27 protein-coding genes and 1 pseudogene are annotated in these 25,195 nt (G+C 70.0%); 15 read left to right on the forward strand and 13 right to left on the reverse strand.

The features are described 5' to 3' along the window. Positions 1-5 precede the first annotated feature (5 nt). The gene (locus ACL03I_RS08870; protein ID WP_364428226.1) at positions 6-296 is read right to left on the reverse strand and encodes an RskA family anti-sigma factor; all 291 of its coding nucleotides are present in this window, start codon (positions 294-296) and stop codon (positions 6-8) included. A gap of 338 nt (positions 297-634) precedes the next feature. On the opposite strand from ACL03I_RS08870, the gene ACL03I_RS08875 reads away from it, so the two are divergent. From ACL03I_RS08875 to ACL03I_RS08900, 6 genes are all read left to right on the forward strand, one after another. Further along, the gene (locus tag ACL03I_RS08875) at positions 635-1,183 is read left to right on the forward strand and encodes a TerD family protein (RefSeq protein WP_412805634.1); all 549 of its coding nucleotides are present in this window, start codon (positions 635-637) and stop codon (positions 1,181-1,183) included. 179 nt (positions 1,184-1,362) lie between these two features. Continuing rightward, complete coding sequence (locus ACL03I_RS08880) at positions 1,363-1,779, forward strand: phage holin family protein (RefSeq protein ID WP_412805635.1); 417 nt, start codon at positions 1,363-1,365, stop codon at positions 1,777-1,779. After that, on the forward strand, positions 1,776-2,171 hold the full coding sequence (locus ACL03I_RS08885; protein ID WP_355077614.1) for a DUF3618 domain-containing protein: 396 nt from the start codon (positions 1,776-1,778) through the stop codon (positions 2,169-2,171). Before ACL03I_RS08880 ends, ACL03I_RS08885 begins: the two co-directional genes overlap by 4 nt. Then, positions 2,168-2,425: a DUF4235 domain-containing protein gene (locus ACL03I_RS08890; RefSeq protein ID WP_355077613.1), complete on the forward strand. Its 258-nt coding sequence runs from the start codon at positions 2,168-2,170 to the stop codon at positions 2,423-2,425. The genes ACL03I_RS08885 and ACL03I_RS08890 overlap by 4 nt, the downstream gene beginning before the upstream one ends. Before the next feature lie 454 nt (positions 2,426-2,879). Next, on the forward strand, positions 2,880-3,248 hold the full coding sequence (locus tag ACL03I_RS08895) for an STAS domain-containing protein (RefSeq protein WP_355077611.1): 369 nt from the start codon (positions 2,880-2,882) through the stop codon (positions 3,246-3,248). A gap of 117 nt (positions 3,249-3,365) precedes the next feature. Beyond that, positions 3,366-4,718, forward strand: coding sequence for a cytochrome P450 (locus ACL03I_RS08900; RefSeq protein WP_355077609.1), 1,353 nt, complete (start codon positions 3,366-3,368; stop codon positions 4,716-4,718). Between the two features lie 146 nt (positions 4,719-4,864). On the opposite strand, the gene ACL03I_RS08905 is transcribed toward ACL03I_RS08900, so the two are convergent. From ACL03I_RS08905 to ACL03I_RS08915, 3 genes are all read right to left on the reverse strand, one after another. Next, on the reverse strand, positions 4,865-5,383 hold the full coding sequence (locus tag ACL03I_RS08905) for a hypothetical protein (protein ID WP_356962095.1): 519 nt from the start codon (positions 5,381-5,383) through the stop codon (positions 4,865-4,867). Between the two features lie 167 nt (positions 5,384-5,550). After that, positions 5,551-9,126, reverse strand: a complete 3,576-nt coding sequence (gene cobN / locus ACL03I_RS08910) for a cobaltochelatase subunit CobN (RefSeq protein WP_412805636.1) — start codon at positions 9,124-9,126, stop codon at positions 5,551-5,553. Positions 9,127-9,302: 176 nt separating this feature from the next. Further along, positions 9,303-9,473 (reverse strand): hypothetical protein, encoded by a 171-nt coding sequence (locus ACL03I_RS08915; RefSeq protein WP_412805637.1) that lies wholly within the window; start codon positions 9,471-9,473, stop codon positions 9,303-9,305. Between the two features lie 129 nt (positions 9,474-9,602). On the opposite strand from ACL03I_RS08915, the pseudogene ACL03I_RS08920 reads away from it, so the two are divergent. Next, a pseudogene (locus tag ACL03I_RS08920) lies at positions 9,603-9,821 on the forward strand (MFS transporter); the annotation flags it as partial. Between the two features lie 272 nt (positions 9,822-10,093). Here the strand turns inward: ACL03I_RS08920 and ACL03I_RS08925 are convergent. The 3 genes from ACL03I_RS08925 to ACL03I_RS08935 form a co-directional block, all read right to left on the reverse strand. Beyond that, a complete protein-coding gene (locus ACL03I_RS08925; protein WP_355077603.1) occupies positions 10,094-10,534 on the reverse strand; it encodes a nuclear transport factor 2 family protein in 441 nt (146 codons plus the stop codon). 27 nt (positions 10,535-10,561) lie between these two features. Further along, positions 10,562-11,344, reverse strand: a complete 783-nt coding sequence (locus ACL03I_RS08930; protein ID WP_412805638.1) for an SAM-dependent methyltransferase — start codon at positions 11,342-11,344, stop codon at positions 10,562-10,564. 154 nt (positions 11,345-11,498) lie between these two features. Further along, the gene (locus tag ACL03I_RS08935) at positions 11,499-12,563 is read right to left on the reverse strand and encodes a hypothetical protein (RefSeq protein WP_364428254.1); all 1,065 of its coding nucleotides are present in this window, start codon (positions 12,561-12,563) and stop codon (positions 11,499-11,501) included. A 360-nt stretch (positions 12,564-12,923) separates the two neighbouring features. Here ACL03I_RS08935 and ACL03I_RS08940 point away from each other — a divergent pair, with 360 nt between their 5' ends. After that, positions 12,924-13,943, forward strand: a complete 1,020-nt coding sequence (locus ACL03I_RS08940) for an alpha/beta hydrolase (protein ID WP_412805639.1) — start codon at positions 12,924-12,926, stop codon at positions 13,941-13,943. Between the two features lie 44 nt (positions 13,944-13,987). Beyond that, on the forward strand, positions 13,988-15,193 hold the full coding sequence (cobG, locus tag ACL03I_RS08945) for a precorrin-3B synthase (RefSeq protein WP_412805640.1): 1,206 nt from the start codon (positions 13,988-13,990) through the stop codon (positions 15,191-15,193). Between the two features lie 12 nt (positions 15,194-15,205). On the opposite strand, the gene ddaH is transcribed toward cobG, so the two are convergent. Continuing rightward, positions 15,206-16,090: a dimethylargininase gene (gene ddaH / locus ACL03I_RS08950; protein WP_355077594.1), complete on the reverse strand. Its 885-nt coding sequence runs from the start codon at positions 16,088-16,090 to the stop codon at positions 15,206-15,208. A gap of 98 nt (positions 16,091-16,188) precedes the next feature. Between ddaH and ACL03I_RS08955 the strand changes: the two genes are divergently transcribed. From ACL03I_RS08955 to ACL03I_RS08975, 5 genes are all read left to right on the forward strand, one after another. Further along, positions 16,189-16,626 carry an Lrp/AsnC family transcriptional regulator gene (locus ACL03I_RS08955; protein ID WP_043726335.1) on the forward strand — a complete coding sequence of 146 codons (438 nt, stop codon included), beginning with the start codon at positions 16,189-16,191 and terminating at the stop codon, positions 16,624-16,626. Positions 16,627-16,726: 100 nt separating this feature from the next. Next, the gene (locus tag ACL03I_RS08960) at positions 16,727-17,362 is read left to right on the forward strand and encodes a precorrin-8X methylmutase (RefSeq protein ID WP_412805641.1); all 636 of its coding nucleotides are present in this window, start codon (positions 16,727-16,729) and stop codon (positions 17,360-17,362) included. After that, entirely contained in the window at positions 17,359-18,912 is a 1,554-nt protein-coding gene (cobJ, locus tag ACL03I_RS08965; protein ID WP_412805642.1) for a precorrin-3B C(17)-methyltransferase, read from the forward strand. The genes ACL03I_RS08960 and cobJ overlap by 4 nt, the downstream gene beginning before the upstream one ends. Positions 18,913-18,947: 35 nt before the next feature. Further along, positions 18,948-19,343 carry a hypothetical protein gene (locus ACL03I_RS08970; protein WP_355077588.1) on the forward strand — a complete coding sequence of 132 codons (396 nt, stop codon included), beginning with the start codon at positions 18,948-18,950 and terminating at the stop codon, positions 19,341-19,343. A gap of 57 nt (positions 19,344-19,400) precedes the next feature. Then, positions 19,401-19,931 (forward strand): PadR family transcriptional regulator, encoded by a 531-nt coding sequence (locus ACL03I_RS08975; RefSeq protein WP_355077587.1) that lies wholly within the window; start codon positions 19,401-19,403, stop codon positions 19,929-19,931. Positions 19,932-19,961: 30 nt separating this feature from the next. On the opposite strand, the gene ACL03I_RS08980 is transcribed toward ACL03I_RS08975, so the two are convergent. Genes ACL03I_RS08980 through ACL03I_RS08995 form a run of 4 tightly spaced genes read right to left on the reverse strand, consistent with a single transcriptional unit; the run spans position 19,962 to position 23,421 of the window. Beyond that, positions 19,962-20,711, reverse strand: coding sequence for a cobalt-precorrin-6A reductase (locus tag ACL03I_RS08980; protein WP_412805735.1), 750 nt, complete (start codon positions 20,709-20,711; stop codon positions 19,962-19,964). Next, positions 20,708-21,325 (reverse strand): hypothetical protein, encoded by a 618-nt coding sequence (locus ACL03I_RS08985; protein WP_412805643.1) that lies wholly within the window; start codon positions 21,323-21,325, stop codon positions 20,708-20,710. Before ACL03I_RS08985 ends, ACL03I_RS08980 begins: the two co-directional genes overlap by 4 nt. 30 nt (positions 21,326-21,355) lie before the next feature. After that, complete coding sequence (gene cbiE, locus ACL03I_RS08990; RefSeq protein ID WP_412805644.1) at positions 21,356-22,669, reverse strand: precorrin-6y C5,15-methyltransferase (decarboxylating) subunit CbiE; 1,314 nt, start codon at positions 22,667-22,669, stop codon at positions 21,356-21,358. Further along, positions 22,666-23,421: an SDR family NAD(P)-dependent oxidoreductase gene (locus ACL03I_RS08995; RefSeq protein WP_412805645.1), complete on the reverse strand. Its 756-nt coding sequence runs from the start codon at positions 23,419-23,421 to the stop codon at positions 22,666-22,668. The genes cbiE and ACL03I_RS08995 overlap by 4 nt, the downstream gene beginning before the upstream one ends. A gap of 101 nt (positions 23,422-23,522) precedes the next feature. Between ACL03I_RS08995 and ACL03I_RS09000 the strand changes: the two genes are divergently transcribed. Then, positions 23,523-23,966, forward strand: coding sequence for a PPOX class F420-dependent oxidoreductase (locus ACL03I_RS09000; protein WP_412805646.1), 444 nt, complete (start codon positions 23,523-23,525; stop codon positions 23,964-23,966). A 41-nt stretch (positions 23,967-24,007) separates the two neighbouring features. Here ACL03I_RS09000 and ACL03I_RS09005 read toward each other — a convergent pair whose 3' ends face one another. After that, a complete protein-coding gene (locus ACL03I_RS09005; protein ID WP_355077578.1) occupies positions 24,008-25,135 on the reverse strand; it encodes a M24 family metallopeptidase in 1,128 nt (375 codons plus the stop codon). Positions 25,136-25,195 lie beyond the last annotated feature (60 nt).

The following is a 25,195-nucleotide window of genomic DNA, read 5'->3' on the forward strand; positions in this document are numbered from 1 at the left end:
GGTGGCTATGCGCTGCGTGGTCGGCCGCGCTGGTCCGCGCTCGGACTCGAATCATCGATCGCCCGCAGGATCTTCGACTCGAGGGTGGTTGGCGGATTCACCGCGGCGGTCGCGCTCAGTGCCGCCAACGTGTCCCGGATACGCCGCACCGCGCCGGCGAACGCCGCTGCGGTGCCGGATTCGGCTGTCGCGACGCGGTTTTCGATGCGCCTGCGCTCGATCTCGGCCACCGCGTCCATCGCGTACGGGTACGCCAGATCGAGCAGATTCGCGCGACACGGCTCGGCGCCGGTCATCGCCGGTCACCTTCGACCGACCCGACCGGCAGCCCTGGGTGCGCCGATCGCGGCCTCGCCGCGACCTCGACGCGCGAACGGACCGCCGACTCCGCAGGCGTACGACCATGCGTGGATGGACCCGCACCGCGGTCTGGGCGCACCTGTCTCGTGCCAACCCGCATGCCTTGACTTCGCGGCGCACCGTCTCGCGGATTGGATTCTCGCCATATTTGAACCGAAAACGGGTACGCTCCTGGTCCGCCGAAGTCGTTCCGATGGTTTCGGCCCGGAACGTCGGCGGACGCGCCGGAGGCCGCCGCGCCCGCGCCCGCTTTCCGACGCAGAGGAGATCACCGATGCGCACCGAGCTCCGCGACGATCGTGGCGTCCCGCTCGAACACGTCACCGTGGCGCTCGGCTGGGATCCGGCCACCCGTTCGCGCTTCTTCGGCCGGCGCGAGGAGATCGATCTCAACGTCGCGGCCTTGCTCTTCGCCGCGGACCGGCTCGTCGACGTCGTGTACCACGAGCAGCTCAGCTCGACCGACGGGGCCGTCCGTCTGCACGGCGACAGCATCACCGGAGAAGGCGAGGGCGACGACGAGATCATCAGCGTCGATCTGTCCCGCCTCGCCGCGCAGGTGACGACGGTGTTGTTCCTCATCACCTGCTACACCGGCCAGACCTTCGAGCGGATCGCGAACGCGTACTGCCGAGTGATCGACACCGTGGCGGGCACCCAGCTCGCCCGCCACGAGCTGACCGGCGGCGGCTCGCACACCGGCCTGGTGCTCGGCCGAGTGCGTCGCACCGAGGGCGCCTGGCACTTCCAGGACGTCGGCGCGGGCTTGCGGGCGCGGCACCCGATCGAGGCGATTCCGCAGCTCGGCCCGTTCATCGAATGACCTCGTAGCGATTCGGCTTGCGCCGCAACGGCTTCGGTTTCAGCGCGAGCTACGGTCTGGCGCCGGCCGCTTCGCGCGTCGCACACCCCTTCCCCGCCGGACCGGCCGCGGCCTCCGATTGGAATTCGGACGCGCGGGTAGTCGCCGGGCAGGAGGTGTGACATGCCGAAGGAGGTCTCATGACCGGGACGACACAGGTTCGCCCGCCCGCGAACGCACGGTCGGTCAGCGAACTGGTCGAGGACGCCACCACCCAGGTGTCCCGGCTCATCCGCGACGAACTCCAGCTCGCTCGCGTCGAGATGCGGGAGAAGGGCAAACGGTTCGGCTTCGGAGCGGGCCTGGCGGGCGTGGCGGCGCTACTGGCGTTCTACGGCGGGGCGGCGTTGGTCGCCGCGGCGGTGCTCGGCCTCACCGAGGTGCTGCCGGGCTGGGCGTCCGCGCTGATCGTCGCGGGCGCGCTGCTGGTGGTCGCGGCGGCGCTCGGTCTGGCCGGGAAGAAGAGCGTCGAAGAGGCGAATCCGCCGATCCCGCAGGAAGCGGTCGAGGGCATTCGCGAGGACATCGAGGTGATCAAGGACAGGAGGCGGGGATGAGTGACAGCCGACCCGGGGCCGAGCGGCCCACCGACGACGTCGCGGCCCTGCGGCGCGACCGCGACCAGGCCAGGGCGGATCTCGGCCGCACCGTCGAAGAGCTCGGCCACAAACTCGATGTGCCCGCGCGCAGCAAGGAGAAGGCGCACGACGCCGTCGAGGCGACTCAGCACGCGGCGTCCGAGGCGGCGCTCACCGTCGCGGACAAGGCCCAGCAGGCCAGGACGGGCGCGGCCGACCTCGTCCACCGAGTGGCGGCGGCCACACCGGAGCCGGTGGCCGAACGCGGCAGGCAGGCCGGTGGCGCACTGCGCGCCCATCCGATTCCCGCGGCCCTCGGCGCGGCGGTGCTCGCGGCCGTGGTCTGGCAGATCGTGCGGAGGCGGCGATGAAGACGCTCTACAAACCACTCGGCCTGCTGATCAGCGTGCTCGGCGGCCTCGCGGCGAACGCCGTGTTCACCAAGGTGTGGAAGCAGATCACCGGTGAGCGGCAGGCCCCGACGTCGACCGCGCGGGATCATTCCTGGCGCGAGGTGCTTTTCGCCGCGGCATTGCAGGGCGCGGTTTTCGGCCTGGTCAAGGCCGCGATCGACCGCGCGGGCGCGACGGGCTACGAATCGCTCACCGGCACTTGGCCGGAATAACGCGGCGCATCGCCGCAGCTCGAAATCACTGCCGCCGTGACTCGACGTTCTCGAGTCACGGCGGCAATTCGGTGTGCGTCTGAATCCCAGCGTCATCACGAAGCCGCACCCGTCACCGAGGTCGATCGTCCGCCTCGGCGGTGCACGACGGGCATGCTTCGTCGCGCCGCTGATGGGGATCGGCCCCTTCAGGTCGGCTCTTGTGTCACGGCTGCCCCGAGCGACGATCGGGGCAGCCGTCGGACCGGCGCAACGAGCTTGTCCGGCCGCACGAGACCGCCTGGTCGGAGGCGCGACCGGGCGCACAGTGTGATTAGCGCACGACGGGATGGGGTAAGTTGGCCGCGGAGTGGTCGCTCTCTGCGCCGAGAACCCGTGCGCAAGAGACGTGAACCGGAGCGGAGGTCGACGTGGCGTACTGCCGAGGACGCGTCGCCGGCACGGGAGGTGGATTGTGAGTTCCGAAAGCGCGCCCCGGGCGCTGGAGGTCGAGGTGCGGTCGGCGGAGGACACGGTCGTCGTCACCGTGCACGGCGAGATAGACATGGCGTCCGCGCCGCGCTTGCAATCGGCTCTCGACGAGGCGCTACGCGACGCACCCGCCGCCGTCGTGGTGGACATGACCAACGTCGGGTTCCTCGGCTCCGCCGGGCTGAGCGTCCTGCTGGCGGCCTCGGAAGCCACCGGCTCCGGTGGCTTGCGCGTCGTCCCCAGCGACGCCGCGCGCAGGCCGATCGAGGTGACCGCGCTGGACCGGTTGCTCACGGTGTTCGACTCGGTCGAGGACGCGCTCGCGGTGAACGAGACCCAGGCGCCGAACTGAGCTTCCCGGCACCGCATCGGTGCCGCTCAGCCCGCGACGCGGTTTCGACCCCGTGTCGCCGGGTATGTGACCGGTCGTCGGCACCGTGTCGACCAGAGCGCACCGGGAGGAGGCCGTATGGCAGAAACCCGCGAACACCGATTGGTGGGAGTGCCCGCGGTGGCGGCGTTGGCGGATCTCGGATTCGCCTCGGTCGCCTCGGGTGTCATCGCCCGGCGCAGGCCGGTGCTGGGCCTGCTGGAACGCACCGGAGCCGATTCCAGGGCGATCGAGCGCGTGCGGCAGTTGCGGCGCGAGTTCGGCGCCGGCCCGGTCGAGCTCGTGGTGCCGGGTCGCCGGATCGTGGTCGTTCTCGATCCGCATGACGTGGGACGGGTGCTGGCCGACGCGCCGACGCCGTTCAGTCCGGCGAATCGGGAGAAGCGCGCCGCGTTGCGCCAGTTCCAGCCGCACGGCGTCCTGCTCTCGGAGGGACCGATCCGTGACCAGCGCCGCGCCGTGAACGAGGCCGCGCTGGACTCGGCCGAGCCGCTGCATCGCCTGGCCGGTCCGTTCGCCGAGGCGATCGCGGAGGAGGCGCGCGAGTTGATCCTGTCCGCCCTGCACCGCGGCCACCTGGACGCGCGGCAGTTCACCACGCGCTGGTGGCGGCTGGTGCGGCGGATCGTGCTCGGCGAGCGAGGACGCGACGACACCGTGCTCACCGACGAACTCTCCCGGCTGCGCTCGGCGGGCAACTGGTCGTTCCTCGCGCCTGCGCATCGCAGGCAGCGCGACCAGTTCACCAACCGGCTGTACCGCCACGTGGAGTCCGCTTCGCCGGACAGTCTCGCCGGAGCGTTGGCCGCGGTGCCCGCGGGCGGCGCCACCGATCCGGTCGGGCAGATACCGCACTGGTTGTTCGCCTTCGACGCGGCGGGCATCGCGCTGAGCCGCGCACTGGCGGTGCTGAGCACTCACCCCGAGCACCAGGCCCGCGCACTCGCCGACGCCGTCGATCCGGAACGCGTCGACCTGCGCGGTTATCTGCGCGCCTGCGTCCTCGAGTCGGTTCGGCTGTGGCCGACCACACCCATGCTGCTGCGCGACATCACCGCCGATACCGAGTGGCGCGACGGCGACGAGCGCTTCACCATCGCCGCGGGCGCTGCGCTGATGATCGCGGTCCCTGCGTTCCACCGGGATGCCGAACTGCTGCCCTTCGCCGACCAGTTCGTCCCGGAGATCTGGCTGGACGGCCGCGCGGAGCAGTATCCCCAACTCGTGCCGTTCAGCGCGGGCCCCGCCGACTGCCCCGGCCGTAACCTGGTGCTGTTCGTCACCAGCACGCTGCTCGCGCACTTGCTGACGTCGGCCGACTTCCGGCTGCGGTCCACGCCGCGCCCCAACCCGGACGCTCCGCTGCCGGTGACCTTGAACAATTTCGGCCTCGACTTCACTGTCGAGCCGTGCATGACCCAGGCGGGTTAGGCGTACCTCCGCCTTCGCTCCGGCCATGCGCAGGCTGAAGACGGACTACGTACGTCCGCCCATGCCATTAGGCGTCGAGATGGCGATCGGCCGCGCCACCGGACCGATACCGGGAGCGGGCCGATCGCACAGTTCACGCGGAAGTACTACCGGACCGCGCCCGCGACACCGCCGATGAGGCCGCCGAGCACGCAGCCGGGGAACACGCCGATGATGAGGAAGATCAGGCCGACCACGGCGCCGATGGCGCAGCCGATCAGCACGCCGCCCAGGGCACTCCCGGCATCACCGACGAACTGCGGCGCACCCGGCTCCGGAATGGCGGCGCCGACCGGAGTCAGGGTCAAAGTCGTTGCGTCCGCGTTGATTTCCGGAGCAACGGCGACCTGCTGCCCCATCGCGGATCGCAGAGTGGTCGGCACCGTCGCCACCACCTCGCCGTCCGGCGCGAGCACGGTGATCACGTCCGGTGTGACGGCGAACGTGCCGGAGGCGAGCGTCAGCGTCGCGCTCGACCGGTCCGGCGCGACGACGACGGAGGAGGCCACGACGTCGTCGCCGAGCGCGGGATCGTAGATTTCGGCCTGCCCGTAGGCGGTAGCCGCCGTGACGCCGGTGGCGGCGATGGTCAGCAGCGTGGTCGCTACCAATTTCCTGAACTTCATGAGCTTTCCCATCCTCAGCAGAATCGATCTGTCGTTACCTGGGTACAGCCATGGAACATCAGCGATTATAGACGTTACACATCACTGCTTCGGACAGTTGGTATTCCCAAGATGCCCTGCACGACAGCGCATTTCGTGACGAATCCGGAAAATGGGATGGGCGGACCCTACTCCAGCTCCCCTTCGGTCTCCAGGTAGACCTGCCGCAGTCGATCGAGCGTGTCCTGCTCGGGACGTTCCCACAGTTTCCGCTCGGCCGCCTCCAGCAACCGTTCGGTGATCCCGTGCAGCGCCCAGGGATTGGACTGCTCCATGAACTTTCGGTTCGCCTCGTCGAAAACGTAGCTCTCCGTCAGCTTTTCGTACATCCAGTCGGCCACCACGTTGGTCGTGGCGTCGTAGCCGAACAAATAGTCGACGGTCGCGGCCATTTCGAACGCGCCCTTGTAGCCGTGCCTGCGCATGGCTTCGAGCCAACGAGGGTTCACCACCCGGGCCCGGAACACCCGTGCCGTCTCCTCCGACAACGTCCGGGTGCGCACCGCGTCCGGGCGTGTGCTGTCGCCGATGTAGGCCTCCGGGTTCTTGCCGGTCAGCGCACGCACCGTGGCCACCATGCCGCCGTGGAACTGGAAGTAGTCGTCGGAGTCGGCGATGTCGTGCTCGCGGGTGTCGGTGTTCTTGGCCGCCACGGCGATCCGGCGATACGCGCCGCGCATGTCCTCCGCGGCGGGCGCGCCGTCGAGATCGCGCCCATAGGCGTAGCCGCCCCAGGTGGTGTAGACCTCGGCGAGGTCGTCGTCGGTGCGCCAGCTCTTCGCATCGATCAGCTGCAACAGGCCCGCCCCGTAGGTGCCGGGCTTGGAACCGAAGATGCGGGTGGTGGCGCGCCGCTGGTCGCCGTGCTCGGCGAGATCGGCCTGGGCGTGCGCGCGGACGTAGTTGTCCTCGTGCGGCTCGTCCAGATCGGCGACCAGGCGAATCGCGTCGTCCAGCAGGGCGAGCACGTGCGGGAAGGCGTCGCGGAAGAAGCCGCTGATGCGCACCGTGACATCGATTCGGGGGCGGCCGAGTTCCGCGAGCGAGACCACCTCGAGCGTGCGGACGCGGCGGCTGGCCTCGTCCCAGACCGGCCGCACGCCCAGCAGTGCGAGCACTTCGGCGATGTCGTCGCCGGAGGTGCGCATCGCGGAGGTACCCCAGATCGACAGACCCACCGACCGCGGGAATTCACCGTGGTCGGCGTGGTAGCGCTCCAGCAGGGATTCCGCCATGGCCTGCCCGGTCTCCCAGGCCAGCCGGGACGGCACGGCCTTGGGATCGACCGAGTAGAAATTGCGCCCGGTCGGCAGGACGTTGATCAGGCCGCGCAACGGCGACCCGCTCGGGCCTGCCGGGATGAACCCACCGTCGAGCGCGTGCAGGACGCGGTCGATCTCCACGCCGGTCTGCCGCAGGCGCGGCACCACCTCCGTGGCCGCGAACCGCAGCACCAGGCGCACCTGCGGGTCGTCGGCGATACCGTCGACCGCCTCCGGCGACCAGTCCGCCGCCTGCAACGCCGCGACCAACGCGCGGGCACGCGCCTCCACGGCATCCACGCGCTCACGCGCCTCGCCTCCCGACTCGTCGAGGCCGAGGGCTTCGCGCAGGCCGGGCACGGTGCGCTCGCCACCCCACAGCTGACGCGCGCGGAGCATGGCCAGCACCAGGTCGAGTTCACTCTCCCCGGCCGGAGCCGAGCCGAGAACGTGCAGGCCGTCGCGGATCTGCACGTCCTTGATCTCACACAGCCAGCCGTCGACGTGCAGCAGCATGTCGTCGAAGGATTCTTCGTCCGGACGCTCGGTGAGGCCGAGGTCGTGGTCCATTTTCGCGGCGCGCATCAGCGTCCAGATCTGCTGACGGATCGCGGGCAGTTTGGCCGGGTCCAGGGCCGAGATGTTGGCGTGCTCGTCGAGCAGCTGCTCCAGTCGCGAGATGTCGCCGTAGGTTTCGGCGCGAGCCATCGGCGGGATCAGATGGTCCACCAGGGTGGCGTGCGCGCGTCGTTTGGCCTGGGTGCCCTCGCCGGGATCGTTCACCAGGAACGGATAGATCAGCGGCAGATCACCGAGAGCGGCATCAGTGCCGCAGGAGGCCGACATACCCAGCGTCTTGCCGGGCAGCCACTCCAGGTTCCCGTGCTTGCCCAGGTGCACCATCGCGTCGGCGCCGAAACCCTCGGGCGCGCTGAGCCACCGGTAGGCCGCCAGATAGTGGTGGCTGGGTGGCAGATCAGGGTCGTGGTAGATGGCGACGGGGTTCTCGCCGAAACCGCGCGGCGGCTGCACCATGAGTACGACGTTGCCGAAACGCATTGCGGCGATGACGATCTCACCGGCCGGGTCGGCGGAGCGGTCGACGTAGAGTTCGCCCGGCGGCGGGCCCCACGCTTCGACGACGGCCTCGCGCAGGTCGCCGGGCAGGGTGTCGAACCAGGCGGTGTAGGTCGCTGCGCCGATGCGGATCGGGTTCCCCTCCAGCTGTTCGGCGGTCAGCCAGTCGGGATCCTGGCCTCCGGCGGCGATCAGGGCGTGGATGAGCGCATCCCCGTCCTGTTCGTCCAGGCCGGGAATCTCGCCGGGTGCGCCCAGATCGTAACCAGCGGAGCGCATTTCGGTGATCAGGCGGATCGCGCTGGCCGGGGTGTCCAGACCGACGGCATTGCCGATGCGGGCGTGCTTGGTCGGGTAGGCCGACAGCATGACGGCGATGCGCTTGCGTTCGGCGGGGATGTGACGCAGCCGCGCGTAGCGCGTCGCGATGCCCGCGACACGGGCGGCGCGCTCGGCGTCGGGGACGTAGGTGGACAGGCCGTCGGCGTCGAATTCCTTGAACGAGAACGGGACCGTGATGATCCGCCCGTCGAATTCCGGCACCGCCACCTGGGTGGCGACGTCCAGCGGTGACAGCCCGTCGTCGTTGGCCTCCCACTGGGCGCGGCCCGTGGTCAGGCACAGTCCTTGCAGGATGGGCACATCCAGGTCGGCGAGCGCGCCGACATCCCACGCCTCGTCCTCGCCACCCGCGGACGCGATGGCGGGCTTGGTGCCGCCCGCGGCCAGGACCGTCACCACCAGCGCGTCGGCGCGGCGCAACGTTTCGAGCAACGCGGGTTCGGCGGTGCGCAGCGACGCGCAGTACAGCGGCAGCGCCCGCGCGCCCGCCTGTTCGATCGCGGTACAGAGGGCGTCGACGTAGGCGGTATTGCCCGCCAGATGCTGGGCGCGGTAGTAGATCACCGCCACGGTCGGCCCATCGGGATGCTCAGCGGCGACCCGATCCAATTCGCCCCAACTGGGCAACTGGATCGGCGGCTCGAAGCCGTGGCCGGTCAGCAGCACGGTGTCGGACAGGAAATTGTGCAGCTGGCGCAGATTCTCCGGGCCACCGGCGGCCAGGTAGTTGTGCGCGTCGGCCGCGACGCCGCCCGGGACGGTGGAGCATTCCATCAATTCGGCGTCCGGGGCGATCTCGCCGCCGAGGGCGACGAGCGGGATCCCGCTGGCCCGCAGCGCCTCCAGCCCGTCTTCCCAGGCCCGCTTGCCGCCGAGAATGCGCACGATCACCAGATCGGCGCCGTCGAGCAGGCCGGGCAGGTCGTCGACCAGCAGGCGAGCCGGATTTCCCCACCGATAGTCGGCTCCGCTGGCGCGGGCACTGAGCAGATCGGTGTCGGATGTGGACAACAGCACAATCACGGGTGGCAGCCTTCCTCGGGTGACGCGCCCATCGGGGGGTTCGCTGCTCGCCGGGGAGGGTCTGGCTTTCCACAGTGGCGCGACCGCACCGGACTTTCACCGGTTTCCTCGTCGTCCGCCGAGCACGCCGATGCTACCTGCCGTCCGGATCGTCCTCGTCCACGCGCCCCGCTCGATCAGCCGCGACGGTCGTGGTCGCTCGCCCTGGCTGCCAAGAAGTCGTCCACGAGTCGTGCGCAGTCGGCGGTGCCGATCGGTTCGAGCCCGACCAGCCTTGCGAAGACGATCGGGCCGACGAGCTGGGTCAGCGCGAACGTCACGTCCGGATCGCCGAGTTGGGCGCGCACGTCCGGATCGCCGAAGAGCTCGTCGAACGGCTTGCGGTACTGCTCGATGAGCCGCGTGCGCAGCCCGCCGCCTGCCTGCTGAGCAATTCGATCAGCCGTTGCCGCAGCGGACCGGCGGGCGGCGCCTCGATCACCGGTCTGTTCGTCTTCGCGGCTGCCTCGGCGGCCCCGGCGCTGCTGCACACGCCCGGCTGGTTGATCGCGGGCCGGACGGCGGCCGGGGTGGGCGCCGCTCTCGTCATGCCCTCGACGCTGTCCCTTATCACCGCCGGATTTCCCGAGTCGCGCCGGGGCGATGCCGTCGGGCTGTGGGCGGGTGTCGCCGGTGCGGGCGCGGCGCTGCAGGTCACCGAGCGGATCGGCCCGCAAGCCGCGCCCCTGGCCGACTTCGCCGAATCGGCCTTCGTGCACGGCGCCCAGCAGTCAGCGCTGGCGCTGGGCATTGTCACCTTCGTCGCCGCGGCCCTGATCGGGGTGTGGGCGCCGGGGCGCTCACGCGCGACGGCGAAACCGGCGCCGACTCGACCGGAGACGCAACCGACGACGACACCGTGACGACCGCGCGCCGGTGACACCCGCACGACCGATCACACGACGGCCGTGCAGGATTCGCGCCGGGCCTAGACCAGGTCGGCGTTCCCGTCGATCACCTTGAGGTGGTAGTGGAACCGGTTGACCCGCCACCCCTGCGATGTGCGCTCGACGCCGAGGGAGTAGCTGCCGACGAAGGTACGGGTCTTGCCCTCGGTCGCGGCATTCTTGACGTGCACCGCGATGGCGTCCGCGTGCACGCGCGCCGCGTCGCCGTCCAGATCGATGAGATGGTTGCCCGACTGGTGGTGCACCCCGTCGAGGTCGGCGAGCCCGGTGCGCCAATCCGCGATGATGTCGGCGGTGGCACGCTCCCCGACCGGCCCGCCGAAACCGCCGTCGAAATCGACGGTCGGCGTGAACACCTCCGCCGACAAGTCTTCCCAGCGCTTCTGGTCGGTGTACACGAACATCTTGGTGATCACATCGACGATGGCGAGCCGGTCGGCGAGAGTGGAAATTTCGGACATACGCCGACCTTAGTCGGCGGGCCCGCCCTATGCCTTGCGGACCACCCCGCCGAGCAGCACCAACCCGGTTTCCGGCAGGTCGTCGCCGAGCCACTGTTGCAGGGGAACCACACCGGGCTCGAGTATCTCGAACCCCTCGAAGAACGACTCGACCACGGGCGCAGACCGATAGACCACCTGGGCCGAGGATTTGGCGGTATCCGACGACGACTGGTCGATGAAGTCCGAATTGCTGTCGTCGGAGCCGTGCGTGAACGCCAGATAGCTTCCCGGAGCCATGATTTCCCGCAGCCGAGCGACGATCTCGGCCGGCCCTTCGTCGTCCATCACGAAATGCAGGACCCCGACGAGCGTGATCGCGACCGGCTCGTCGAAGTCGATCGAACCACCGCTGCGCAGCCGGTCGATGATGTCGTCCGGACGGCGAACGTCACCCAGCATCGCCGTCACCCCGTCCGCTTGCGCCAGCAGGGCATTGCAGTGCGCGTAGACGACCGGGTCGAAATCGACGTACACCACCCGCGCCGAAGGGTCGGTCTTGTGGGCGACCTCGTGCACGTTCGGTGACGTCGGGATACCCGCGCCCAGATCGATGAACTGCCGGATCCCCGCCTCGGCGGCCGACTGGACCGCACGCACCAGGAACTGGCGACTGAACCAGGCCAAGGTTCGGGTATCCGGGGCGATGGACAGCATGCGGTGCGCGACCGCCCGGTCCACCTCGTAATTGTCTTTGCCGCCCAGGAGATAGTCGTATACCCGCGCGGAATTCGGCAGGTTCGGATCGACGCCGCGCGGTGCTCGCTCCATGCCGGACACCGTACCTCCCGATCGCCCCGATCATGATCCTAGCAAAACAGTCGCGGGCCGTCGCCTCGGTTCTCGGCCCTGAAAAGGCACTCGCGTATCGAATGACATTGCAGGGAACGTTGTTTCAGGCGCTGTCGAGCACGCGCGCACGGACTCACTCGCCGACCGCCGCTAGCAACTCCGTTCGCGCCATCAGCTCATCCGCCACCGGGCGGGGACGGCGACCCAGACCACACGCGCAAGCGAGGCCGTCGATCGGACGGCCCAGCGCGTTCTCGATGATCCGCAATGTCTCCGTCTGCTGTGCCTCGGTAGGAACGTCGTGCACGAACCCCGCGTAGAAATTCGTACCGGCATCGAGGGCCAATTTCGCCAAAGGCGCATAGAATTCCGCTTTCTCCGATGGAGGTACGTCGCCCGCCGCGAGCGGACCGTGCACGTATTCCAGGACGCGCCCCCGCGGCCAATGGCCGACGACGGAATTGGCCAGATCGACCAGCGGCCGGGCATCGCGCAACCGGCCTCGTGCCTTGTTGCGCAAACTGCCGAGGCACAGGTGCACCCCGAAACGGGTACCTTCGGGGGCGGCCGCGGCCAGGGCCGCGATCCCTTCCCCCAGCCCCAGCACCCGATCGGTCAGCCGGTGCAACGGCTGTGACTTCGCCATGAGCACCAGTTCCGCGGTGGCTTCCAGCTGCACGACGACGTCGTCACCGGCGAGCTCGCGAATGGCCGTGATGTCCCGCACGGTGGCGTCGAGGAAGGCGCGTCGATGCCGCCGCACGCCGGCGGCTCCCATCGCGATGAACGTCAGCGTGAAATCGGTCGGCATGCCGATCTGGAGTGCGAGACCGGGCAGGTCGTGCTCGGCGCGCAGTGCGCGAAAGATCGGCAGCGCCTCCTCGGCCTCGCCGAGATAGCCGAGATCCATGGCTTCGCTGGGCAATTCGGCGCCCCGCGCCACGCGGTGGATCGTCCGCTGCCTGCTCGAGCCCCACGTCCCCTGCTTCTTCACCGCCAGGACCCCTTGGTCGACCAGGTCTTCGATGATCGGCTGGATGTAGAACTCGTAGCGCCGGGTCTCCCCCGTCGGCAGGGTCCGCAGTCGCGTCCCCGCACTGTCCAGCATGGCCCGCATCGCGACGTCCGTGCTTTCGGCCGGAAAACTTCCGACGAAGTGCACCGTCCGCGTACCCGCCCCTTGTCCCGTCGCACCCACGTTTCCGCGCTCCTTGTCCATCGCGTCGTCCCGGACATCCGCTGTCCCGAAGCGATATCGGGCGCGGCCGAGTACACGCGTGCGGCATCAACTATGCGATAGCCACGGAACATTGTGCGCGGTATCGCCGTTCGCCGGGCAACCAGCGGCACGATCCGCCGGGACTGGCGGCATACGGCCATGGGCAGCACTCGCGATCGACGGCGTTCACGAATATCCGGAGCCCGTTGGCGTCCGAGGCAGCACGTGGGTCGCACACCGAAATCGCCTGCTGGAAAATGTTTTACGGACGCCACGCGTGACCGGATCCGGCGTCCGCGGGTATTGCGCGCGGCGAAGTTCACGCATAGCCTGCGTCGCGTGCGAACCTCGCTACGGTCGATCGCCGTGTCCGCGGCGGCCATACTTCTCTGCCTGACACCGAGCACTGCCCACGCCGAAGACACCGCGCCGGGTCGTTGCACAGCGGTCTCCATCCCCGTTCCGCTCGGCGAGATGGCCGGATCCTTGTGCACCCCCACGGCGCGCGCCACCGACACCGTCATGGTGCTGATCGCGGGTTCCAACTACAACGCCACGTACTGGGATTTCCCCTACGCTCCGGAGACCTACAGCTTCCGGCGGGCGATGAACGCCGCGGGCATCGCGACGCTGGTGGTCGACCGGCTCGGCAACGGTGCGAGCACCCGCCCACCGAGCACGCAGGTGACGGCGACGGTCTCCGCCCGCGCCCTGCACGACATCGTCCGGTCCCTGCGCGCCGGACTTGCGGGCGCGCCCCCGTTCAGCAAGGTCATCACCGGAGGTCATTCCCTCAGTTCGGGCATCGATGTCCTGGAGGCGACCACCTACCAGGACGTCGACGGCGTCTTGCTCACCGGTTACTCCCACGCGCTCAACGTGTCCGAGGTGCTCGGCGTCATCTCCACCTACCACCAGGCCGCCGAGGATCCGCAATTCGCTGGGCGCGGTTACGACGCGGGCTATCTGGCGACGCGGCCCGGTACCCGCGCGGCCGATTTCTTCGCTCCCGAGACTGCCGACCCCGAAGTTCTCGCGGTGGACGAGGCCACCAAGGAGGTCTTCTCGCCGACCGAGTATCCCGACGGCCTGACCTCCACCCTTCCCCCGATGAGCAACTTCATCGATGTCCCGGTTCTCGTCGTCAACGGCAGTCGGGACCGGCTCTCGTGCGGCCCCGCGTACGCCGTCTGCGCGGATGCCGAGACATTGCGCGCCACCGAAGCGCCGTTCTTCGGCCCGGCGGCACGACTGCGCACCTTCGTGCTGCCCGGCAGCGGGCATTCGGTCAATCTGGCGCGCAACACCGCCGAATACCGGGCCGCCGTCGTCGACTGGGTGCGTTCGATCGGGCAGTGACCGGCCGTTCCGCCCGGCAGCCGCGTCCGTAGGCTGGAGTCGCTATGACACGACGTGCTCCTGATTCCTGCCCGGGCGTACTGCGGCTGCACGAGGCGGCCGACGGGCCGTTGGCCCGGATCCGCGTGCCCGGCGGTCGCCTGGAGCCCGCACAGCTACAGGCACTGGCGGAGGCCGCGCACGACCTGGCGGACGGCAACATCGAGCTCACCTCGCGCGGCAACGTCCAATTGCGCCGGGTGAGCGATGCCGCAGCGTTGACCGACCGGCTCGTGGCCGCGGGTCTCCTGCCGAGCACCACGCACGAACGGGTGCGCAACATCATCGCCTCGCCGCTGTCCGGCCGGATCGGCGGCCTGGCGGACGTGCGCCCGCTGGTTCGCGCGCTGGACACCGGCCTGCTCGCGGCGCCGCGGCTGGCCGACCTGCCCGGCCGGGTGCTGTTCACCCTCGACGACGGACGCGGCGATGTCAGCGGCCTCGGCCCCGACGTCGGCGTGCACGCGGTCGGGGCAGACGAGTTCGCGCTGCTGCTGGCGGGCGGCGACAGCGGCCTGCGGCTGTCCGCAGCCGACGCTGTGGACGTCGTACTCGCCGCCGCGCAAGCATTCCTGGATCTGCGCGGCGCGGACCCCGGCCGGTGGCGGCTGCACGAGATCGAACACGGCGCCGAACGCGTCATCGATCGCCTCGGCTCGGCACCGAGCGCCGATGAACTCGAATTCCCCGCCACACCGGACATTCCGATCGGCTGGCTGGAGCAGGACGACGGATCGGTCGCCCTCGGCATGGGCGTTCGCCTCGGCTCCCTGCCCGCCCGCACCGCCGAATTCCTCGCCGCGGTCGAACGACCGGTCTTCCTCACGCCGTGGCGCAGCCTGGTGGTCACCGACCTGCCGGAGTGGACCGCCGAGCAGGTGGTGCGCGTGCTCGCGCCGATGGGCTTGATCTTCGACGCCGACTCGCCCTGGCTGCTGGTCAGCGCCTGCGCCGGGCAGCCGGGCTGCGCGAAGTCGCACACCGACGTCCGAGCCGACGCGGCGGACGCCGTCGGCGCAGGCCGGGTGCTGCCGGGGCCCGCCGATCCGCTCGACCTCCCGCGGACGATGTCCGCCGCGGAGGTCGCGGTGGCCGGCCGCCAGCACTGGTCCGGCTGCGATCGTCGCTGCGGCCGTCCCCAGGGGGAGGTCACCGACATCGTCGCCACGAGCGAGGGTTATCGCGTCGACCGGCCGCCCCGCGTTCCCTGAGATTCCGGCAGGTCACCCGCCATGGATCTCGAGGGTGCAGCATTTGACGGAGCCACCAGCTTTGAGCAGCTCGGACATCTCGATCCCCACCGGATGGTAGCCACGGGCACGCAGGGCTTCACTCAGGTCGGTGGCCGCGCTGCTGAGGAAGACGTTCGCGCCGTCGCAGACCCCGTTCAGCCCGAGCACCGCCGCGTCCGCGTCGGTGGCCACGATCGCGTCGGGGTAGAGCTCCGCCAGCACCGCGCGCGCCGCCGGGCTGAAGGCGGGCGGGTAGTAGGCGATGGTCGCGGCGTCCAGCGGAAGCAGCACCGTGTCCAAGTGGTAGAAGCGCGGATCGACCAGTTCCAGCGACACCACGGGCAGACCGAAGTGGCGCGACACCTCCTCGTGCGCGGCAGGTGAGCTGCGGAATCCCGTTCCGGCCAGGAGCCGGTCGCCGACCAGGAGGAAGTCGCCTTCGCCTTCGTTGCATTCCGCGGCGGCCACCAGGTTCGCCACGCCGGACCGGGCGAACCAGGCGTGGTAGGCCGGGCCTTCGGCGGCACGCTCGGGGTGCGTGAAGCGAGCCGACATGGCGCGGTCGCCGACGATCAACCCGCCGTTGGCGGCGAACACCATGTCGGGCAGGCCCGCGACACCGGGCACCACCTCCACGGTGTGCCCGTGTTCGGCGTAGGTGGCGCGCAATCTCTCCCACTGCGTGATGGCCAGCGAGCGGTCGACGGGCTCGGCGGGATTCATCCAGGGATTGATGGAGTAGGTGACGTCGAAGTGGTCGGGACGGCACATCACGAACCGGCGCGGCGACGAACGGCGGGCGGTGGACTCGAGGGGGAGGGTGGCTACAGACGTCAACGGAACTCCCGGCAGTGAGCGTGGACTTTCAGCTGTCATGACGGTAAGTCGCCTAGCATTGCGCTAGAAATGACGATTTATTGCGTATAGATGGCAAAAACCAGCGAATTGTTGTGCAAGGCGAGAGAAGGTGTGACGTGGACGACCTCGACCGGCGGATTCTCGAGCAATTGCTGAAGAATGCGCGGGCTTCGTTCCAGGAGATCGGCGGCGTGGTCGGATTGTCCGCGCCCGCGGTGAAACGGCGAGTCGACCGGCTGGTGGCGGGCAAGCAGATCACCGGGTTCACCGCGCTGGTCAATCCCGCCGCGCTGGGCTGGAAGACGGAGGCGTACGTCGAGGTGTACTACCGCGACAACATCTCCCCGGCCGAACTCAAACGCAGTCTCGAACCGATCCCGCAGGTGGTCGGCGTGTGGACGATCGCGGGCGAGGCCGACGCGCTGGTGCACGTGATGGCCACCGACATGGCCGAGATCGAGGTGACCGTGGAACGGATCAGGGAGAACGCGCGCGTGGGGCGTACCCGCAGCGCCATCGTCATGTCCCGGATTCTCGAGCGTCCGCGGACCTGATCCGGCGGCCCCGCCCCTCGGTGTCCGGCCGCCGGGCCCGGGATGCGAAGCGCCCGACCCGGACCGATCTGTCCGGACCCGCACCCATATGGTGGACCGCATGTCCGACGTACGTGCCAGCTATCTGACCGACGGGGCCGAGATCTACCGTCGCTCGTTCGCGACGATCCGCGCCGAGGCCGATCTGAGCGGATTCCCGCCGGACGTGGCGCAGGTGGCAGTGCGGATGATCCATGGCTGTGGTCAGGTGGATCTCGCCGCGGACATCGCCTTCTCCCCCGGCGTCGTCGCCTCGGCGCGGGCGGCGCTGCGCGCGGGCGCGCCGATTCTCTGCGATGCCACCATGGTTGCCTCCGGCGTGACCAGGAAACGACTGCCCGCCGACAACGAGGTGCTGTGCACCCTCGCCGACCCGCGCGTGCCGGAGTTGGCCGCCGCCAGGGGCACGACCCGCTCCGCCGCCGCGCTCGAACTGTGGCGCGACCGTCTCGACGGCGCCGTCGTCGCGATCGGCAACGCGCCCACGGCGCTGTTCCACCTGCTCGGCCTGCTCGACGCGGGAGCGCCCCGGCCCGCCGCCGTGCTCGGCATTCCGGTCGGCTTCGTCGGCGCGGCCGAATCGAAGGACGCGCTGATCGAGTTCGGCGGCGTCGAATACCTCACCGTGCGCGGCAGGCGCGGCGGCAGCGCTATCACCGCGTCCGCGCTGAACGCGATTGCGAGCGAACAGGAATGAGCACTCCGGGCAAGCTGTGGGGCGTCGGACTCGGTCCGGGCGATCCGGAACTGGTGACGGTCAAGGCGGCCAACGTGATCGGCGCGGCCGACGTGATCGCGTTCCACAGCGCGCGCCACGGCCGCAGCATCTCCCGCCGTATCGCGGCGCCGTACCTGCGCCCCGGCCAACTGGAAGAGCATCTCGTCTACCCGGTGACCACCGAGACGACCGACCATCCCGGCGGTTATCAGGGTGCGATCGACGAGTTCTACGAACAGGCCGCCGAGCGGCTGGCCGAGCACCTCGCCGCGGGCCGTTGGGTCGCGCTGCTCGCCGCGGGCGACCCGCTGTTCTACAGCTCCTATATGCACATGCACCGGCGCCTGGCCGACCGGTTCGAAGCCGAGATCATCCCCGGCATCACGTCCGTGAGCGCGGCGTCGGCGGCGCTGGGCACACCGCTGGTCGAGGGCGAGCAGGTGCTCACCGTGCTGCCGGGCACCATGCCGGTCGACGAGCTCACCCGGCGGCTGCGCAGCACCGACGCCGCCGCGATCATGAAACTGGGACGCACGTATCCCGGTGTGCGCCAGGCTCTTACGGATTCCGGCCGACTCGCGGGCGCGTACTACGTCGAGCGCGCGAGCACCACCGAACAGCGCGTGCTGCACGCGGGCGCGGTGGACGACGCCGAGGTGCCCTACTTCGCCATCACCCTCGTGCCGGGTCCCGAGCCGACCACGCCGCTGCCCCGCCTCGAAGAGGAGACCGTTCAGCGTGACCGCGATGCCGAGGGGGTCGGTGAGGTCGTGGTGGTGGGCCTGGGTCCCGGCGCGCCCGAGTGGACCACCGACGAGGTGCGCGCGGCATTGGCAGAGGCGACCGACCTGGTCGGCTACACCACCTACTTGAACCGAGTGCCCGAACGCCCGGGCCAGCGTCGTCATCCCAGCGACAACCGGGTCGAGTCCGAGCGCGCGGCCATGGCCTTGGATCTGGCCAAGCGTGGCGCGCGGGTCGCGGTCGTCTCCTCGGGGGATCCCGGCGTCTTCGCGATGGCGGCGGCGGTGCTGGAGGAATCCGCCGACCCGCAGTGGCGCGCGGTGCCGGTGCGGGTGCTGCCCGGGCTCACCGCGGCCAACGCGGTGGCCAGCCGGGTGGGCGCGCCGCTCGGGCACGACTACGCGATGATCTCGCTCTCCGATCGGCTCAAGCCGTGGGAGGTAGTGGCGCAGCGCCTTTCGGCGGTCGCTGCGGCCGACATGGCGATCGCGATCTACAATCCGGCATCCTCGCAACGCACCTGGCAGGTGGGCGCGATGCGGGATCTGCTGCTGGAGCATCGCAAGCCCGACACGCCCGTCGTCATCGGGCGCGACGTCGGCGGGCCCACCGAGTCGGTCCGGGTGGTGCCGCTGGGCGACCTCGACCCCGCGGAGGTGGACATGCGGACGCTGCTGATCGTCGGCGCGTCCACCACCACGGCGCTGGAAACCGGTACGGGCACCCGGGTCTTCACCTCCCGCCGCTACGGCCGCACGCGCGACGCGGCCGCCGGCGACGCGTAGTATCGCCTGACGCACCGAAGCAGATCGGAGGGACCTTGGCCGCGACACTGTCGGAGCTGACGCTGCGCGCCCGAGCCTTGGAGGCCAGGGCCACCGCGAGCGAACAGGCACTCGACGAACAGGGCGAGGTCCTCAACGAACTCGCGGTGCTGACCAGGAAGACGCTCGACGGCATCGGCCGGATCGACCTGCGCGCGGAAACCCTCGGCGAAGCCGTCGGCGAGCTGCGCCAGGACGTCGGAGACCTGCGCGAGAATGTGGGCGAACTCAACCGCAGGGTGACCGTGCTCGAACAAGGACAGGTCCGTCTGGAACAGGGACAAGCCGCGCTCGCTCGCGGCCAGGCGCAGCTCGAACAAGGACAGGCACGGCTGGAGCAGGGAATGGCGCAGGTGCTCGCCCGGCTCGACAAGCTGACCGGCGACGCCTGACCCACCACGTTCCGGTAACATTCCATTATGGAATGTTGAGAGCGAAGGGAGCAGTCGTTGACCAACACCGCGACCAAGCGCAAACCACTGAACTCGACGGCGGCGTCGTTGCTCGGATTTCTGCACGAAGGCGCGATGTCGGGATGGGATCTGGTGACCGAGGCCCAGGAGCGCATCGGCGACTTCTGGACCATCACCCAGAGCCAGGTCTACCGGGAACTCGCCACCATGGACGCGGCGGGACTCGTCGAGAAGGGCGAGACCGGCGCCAGGGAGCGCACCCCCTACCACATCACCGACGCGGGCCGGGAAGCGTTCCTGGAATGGGTCGTCCGCGATCCCGGCGGGGAAACCATCCGGGTGCCGTTGCTGCTCACGCTCTCCTTCGGCGAGCATCTCGATCGCGATCGGCTCGACGGCATCATCGCCGCCAACCGGGAGATCCATCAGGCTCGGCTCACCCGGTATCTCGCCGAAGACCCGGAGGGTAAGACCGCATTCGCCCGCGCCACGTTGGATTTCGGGATTCGCTACGAGCGCACGGTGCTGGACTGGTTCGATCATCTGCCGGAAATTCTCGGCGGCTGATCTCTCCGGCTCGTCGCGAGCCGGAACGTCTCAGCCGCGCCGGGCTCGCCGGATGCGCAGCCAATCCAGCGCTTGCGCAGAGGATTCCACGATCCGCGCGCCCTCGGGCAGCGGCGGGCGGTCCACCACGACCACCGGGATGCCCGCGGCGCGGGCGGCGGCGAGCTTGGCCTCCGTCTGCTCCCCGCCGCTGTCCTTCGTGACGAGCGCGTCGATCCGATACTCCGCGAGCAGCCGCGCTTCGTCCTGCACCGCGAACGGCCCACGGGCGAGGAGCAATTCGTGCCGCGGCGGCAGCGCGCCCTCCGGCGGGTCGATGGCACGAATCAGAAACCAGGGCCGGTCGAGTCCCGCGAACGCGTCGACGCCTTGTCTGCCGATGGTCAGGAACACGCGCTCGCCGAACGTGCCGACTGCCGTCGCGGCCGTGGGGAGATCAGGTACGCGCATCCAGCGGTCCCCTGCCTGCTCGACCCACCTGGGCCGGCGCAGGTGCAACAGCGGCACACCCGAAGCTCGCGCGGCGACTGCCGCGTTGGCGCTGATGGCCGCCGCGAACGGATGGGTGGCGTCGACCATCGCGGCCACGTCGTTGGCCACGAGCCAGGCGCGCAGTCCTTCGGCGCCCCCGAAGCCGCCGACGCGAACCTCGCCCTCGGGCAGCAAGGGTGCGCGCACACGACCGGCGAGCGAGGACACGATCTCGAATCCTCGCTCGCCGGAAGCGATGTGGGCCAGCTCCCGCGCTTCCCGGGTGCCGCCCAGAATCAGAACTCTCAGGGCTGGCCGCTGAAGTAGGCGATACCCGCGTTCAGCAGCGACGGCCCGCCCGCGACGGCCAGACCGATCAGCGCGCCGAGCACCGCGCCCGGCAGGATGCCGACACCGAAGAACACGATGCCGATGGCGGCGCCGATCAGGCCGCCGACCAGAGCGCCGAGCGAGGCGCGCTGCAGTTCGGCGAAGAACCACTCCTGCGCGCCGATGAACTCGGCGGCGACCGGCGCGTTCGCGGTCGGCGCGACCTGCGGCGTCAGCGTGAGCTGCCTGCCCTCGTCGGCGACGGCCGCGGCGATCCGGACCTCCTGCCCCTTGGCCGTCGCGGTGAGCGGAATGCTGGTGACGGTCTCGCCCGCGGAGTTCTTCAGTGTGACCGCCCGGTTGTCGGTGTCGACGCCGAACGCGCCACCGGTCACGCTGGTGACCACCGACTTGCCCGCGTCGGTGAGTTGCAGCGCGTAACCGACGCCCTGATCGCTGCCGGTGACGGTGGGCGCCGCAGCGGCCTGGTCCTGCACCGCGGGCGGCACCGGGGCGGCGTAGGAAGTACCGGCGGCCACTCCGGTAGCGGCGACAGCCAGCAATGCGGTAGCGGCGAACTTCTTGTATCTCATCTATCTCCCCAACAGGAATCGGATTTCCGATCAATGATCGGAACTCGGCCCCGACCCTACCGCGTGACCGGTAACGTGTTCACGCCTCCGCGGGAAGGATCGCGCGGTCTTCACCACCGACCACTGTGTGACCGGAAGCTGCGGACGCCAGGTGGTGAAGGAGCCCAGTGGTTCTCCGCGATAGATCTGGAACTTCCGCAATATGCCGCCCTGGGCGTTCGACCAGTTGAGTAGCAACGATTCCGATTCCGCCGTTACCGCGTTCGCGACGAGCCTGCCGCCCTGACGCAACTGCGCCCAGCATGTCTCGAGCACGCCATCCTGAGTCAGGCCCCCACCGACGAAAATCGCGTCGGGCGCGGCGATTCCGGTATCGGCGGCGAGTTCGCCACGCACTTCGCCGCGCACCTGGATGTGCGGCACGCCCAGAACCGTGGCATTGTCGGCGATCTGGCGTCGCCTGCGCTCGAGCCGCTCGAACGCGACGGCCCGGTTCCCCGCGTGCGCCCGGCACCATTCGATGGCGATGCTGCCCGAACCGCCGCCCACATCCCACAGCAATTCCCCGGGCGCGGGCGCCAGGGCCGCCAGCGTCAGCGCGCGGACCTCGTGCTTGGTGAGCTGGCCGTCGCCGCCGAACAATTCGTCCGGCAGTCCGGGCAGGCGAGTGGCGCGCGGCCGGTCCGGGTCGGCCGAGCAGGTGATCGCCACGACGTTCAGCGGGTCGCCCGGCGGGTGTTCCCACTGCCGCGCGATTCCGGCGCGGCGCCGTTCGGCGGAACCGCCCAGTTGCTCGAGTACCGTCAGCTCCGAACCGCCGAAACCGTGGCCCCCGAGCAGTCGCGCCAGATCCCGCGGTGTGTGCTCGTCGGCGCTGAGCACCAGCAGCCGCCTGCCGTCGGCCAGCTCGGGCAGCACCGTCGCCAACGGACGCCCGACCACGCTGACCACCGGTGTTTCGGCCAGCGGCCAGCCAAGGCGGGCGCAGGCCAGGGAGGCGGAAGACGGTTGCGGCAGCACCCGCAGCGCCTGCGCGCCCAGCAATCGAGCCAAGGTGACGCCGATTCCGTAGAACATCGGATCGCCGCTGGCCAGGACGCACAACCGCGCTCCGCCATGCCGTTCGAGCAGGCCGGGCAGCGCGGGCAGTAGAGGCGACGGCCACGTCACCCGGTGCGCCGCCACGGTGGGCGGCACGAGCGCGAGCTGGCGCACGGAACCGAACAAGACCTCGGCGTCACCGACGGCCTCCCGCGCGGCGCGACCGAGGCCGTCCCAGCCGTCGGCGCCGATTCCGACGACCGTGACCGGTGTTCCTGTCCACGACCCGGGCGCGGCGCTCATCGGGGCATCCGGCGCCAGACCGGTTGTGGCAGCAGTCGCATCGCGAAGAACACCGGCCGCAGGATTCCGGGCACCCAGACTCGGCTCGCGCCCCGGCGCAGACCCTTGACCACCGCGTCGGCAACCTGATCCGGCGTGCTGGAGAACGGCGCCGGGGACATCCCCTCGGTCATCCGCCCGATCACGAACCCAGGACGGACCAGCAGCAACCGCACGCCAGTGCCGTGCAGGGCGTCCGCGAGACCGGAGGCGAATCCGTCGAGTCCCGCTTTGGCCGAACCGTAGACGTAGTTCGCGCGCCGGACCCGCACACCGGCGACCGAGCTGAACACGACGATCTGTCCCGCCCCTCGCGCGCGCAAAAGATTCGCCACCGTGGTGAGAACGCCGGCCTGGGCGACGAAGTCGGTATGCAGGATCGCCGCCGCGTGGGCGGGATCCCGCTCGGCGCGCTGCTGATCGCCGAGCACACCGAAGGCGAGCACCGCGATCCCGATCGGCCCGTGCTCGGCGGCGATTTTTTCCAGCAACGCCGGATGACTCGTCATGTCGTCGGCGTCGAATTCGACGGTGTGCACTTCACTCGCGCCCGCCGCGGTGATCTCCGCGCGCTGCTCGTCCAATTCGCCGCTGCGCCGGGCCGCCAGAACCACGGCTCGTCCCGGCGCCAGCCGTCGCGCCACCTCGAGTCCGATCTCGCTCCGCCCGCCCAGCAGCAGCACGGTCCCGTCGGACAAACCACGCGTTCCCATGCGCCTCAGTCTGTCATTGGCACGGGCGGGGCTCGTCATCGCGCACCGGCGCGGTTCGGGCTGGTGCGGCGGGGGCGGGCGCCGACGGCTACGGTCGGAGGATGCCGACGAGTACTGCTGAGCTCTCGCCCGCCGCCCTCGAGTTCGTCGCCGAACGGCACCTCGCCACGCTGACGACCTTGCGTGCGGACGGAACGCCCCATGTGGTGGCGGTGGGATTCACCTGGGACCAAGAGGCCGGGATCGCGCGCGTGATCACCAACGACGGGTCGGTGAAGGTACGCAACGTGCGCCGCTCCGGCTACGCGGCGGTCAGCCAGGTCGACGGCATCCGGTGGCTCACGCTGGAGGGCCCGGCCACCGTGCTCGAGGCACCCGACGAGGTGGCCGAGGCGGTCGAGCGGTACGCGGGTCGTTATCGCGTGCCCCGGGAGAACCCGACCCGCGTGGTGATCGCCATCCAGGTCCGGCGCGTCCTGTCCAGCAGCACGCTGGTCGCACCGGCCGGGGGCGGCGCGGCGGGCGGTAACGGCGCGGGCGCTTAGCGCCTCCGCCGGACGCCTGTCGCGCCGCCGTCAGCCGTCGATCACAGCACCGTCAGGCCGTGCGGCCGCTTGTTCAGGGATTCACCGCCTTCGTCGGTGACGATCACGATGTCCTCGATGCGCGCGCCCCACTCGCCGCGGAAGTAGATGCCGGGCTCCACGCTGAATGCCATGCCGGGCTGCAGGACGAGGTCGTTGCCCGCGACGATGTAGGGCTCCTCGTGCACCGACAGGCCGATGCCGTGTCCGGTGCGGTGCACGAATGCGGGCCCGAAACCGGCTTCGGTCAAGGGGTTTCGCGCCGCGTCGTCGACCGCGGCCGCGGTGATGCCCGGGCGGACGGCCGCGACCGCCGCGGCCTGCGCGCGTTCCAGCTCGGCGAAGCGGGCGGCGATTTCCGGATCGGGCTCGCCCAGGACATAGGTCCGGGTGGAATCGGAGTAATAGCCGGGTTCGACCGGGCCGCCGATGTCGACGACCACCACATCGCCTGCCTCGATCCGGCGCTCGGACACGCCGTGATGCGGGTCCGCCCCGTGTGGACCGCTGCCGACGATGACGAACGCCGCCTCGGTGTGCCCCTCGGCCACGATCGCGGCCTCGATATCGCGGCCGACCTCCGCCTCGGTACGCCCCACCTGCAAGAACTCGCCCATCCGCGCGTGCACCCGGTCGATCGCCGCACCCGCCCGGCGCAGCGCGTCCACCTCGGCCGGGTCCTTGATCATGCGCAGTTCGCGCAGGACGGGAGTGGCGGACACCGGCAGGCCGGTGAACGACTCGGCCAGCGGCAGCAGATGCAGTGCGGGCATGACATCGGCCACGGCCACCCGGGAACCCACGTGCAGCGCTGACTTCACCAGCGCGTACGGATTGGTTCCGTCGACCCAGTCCAGCACTTGCAGACCCAGTTCGCCCGCCGCGGAGCCCTCCAGCGACGCCAGCTCCAATTTCGGGATCACGACCGACGGCGTCGCACCGTCGGCGGGGATCACCAGGCAGGTCAGCCGCTCGAACGACTCGGCCGCCGAGCCGATCAGGTAGCGCAGGTCGGGGCCGGGAGTGATCAGCAGGGCATCGAGGTGGGCGGCCCGCATCAGCTCCACCGCCCGCTCCAGCCGTGCACCGTAGACGTCCGCCGCGAACCTCGAATCCGTATGCGAGCTCATTCGTCCGACGTTACCCGCCGGGCGGGCCCGGCGAACGCCGAACTTCGCCAGGGTGGTGTC

It is taken from the genome of Nocardia sichangensis (assembly GCF_047200615.1).
Lineage (GTDB): Bacteria > Actinomycetota > Actinomycetes > Mycobacteriales > Mycobacteriaceae > Nocardia > Nocardia sichangensis.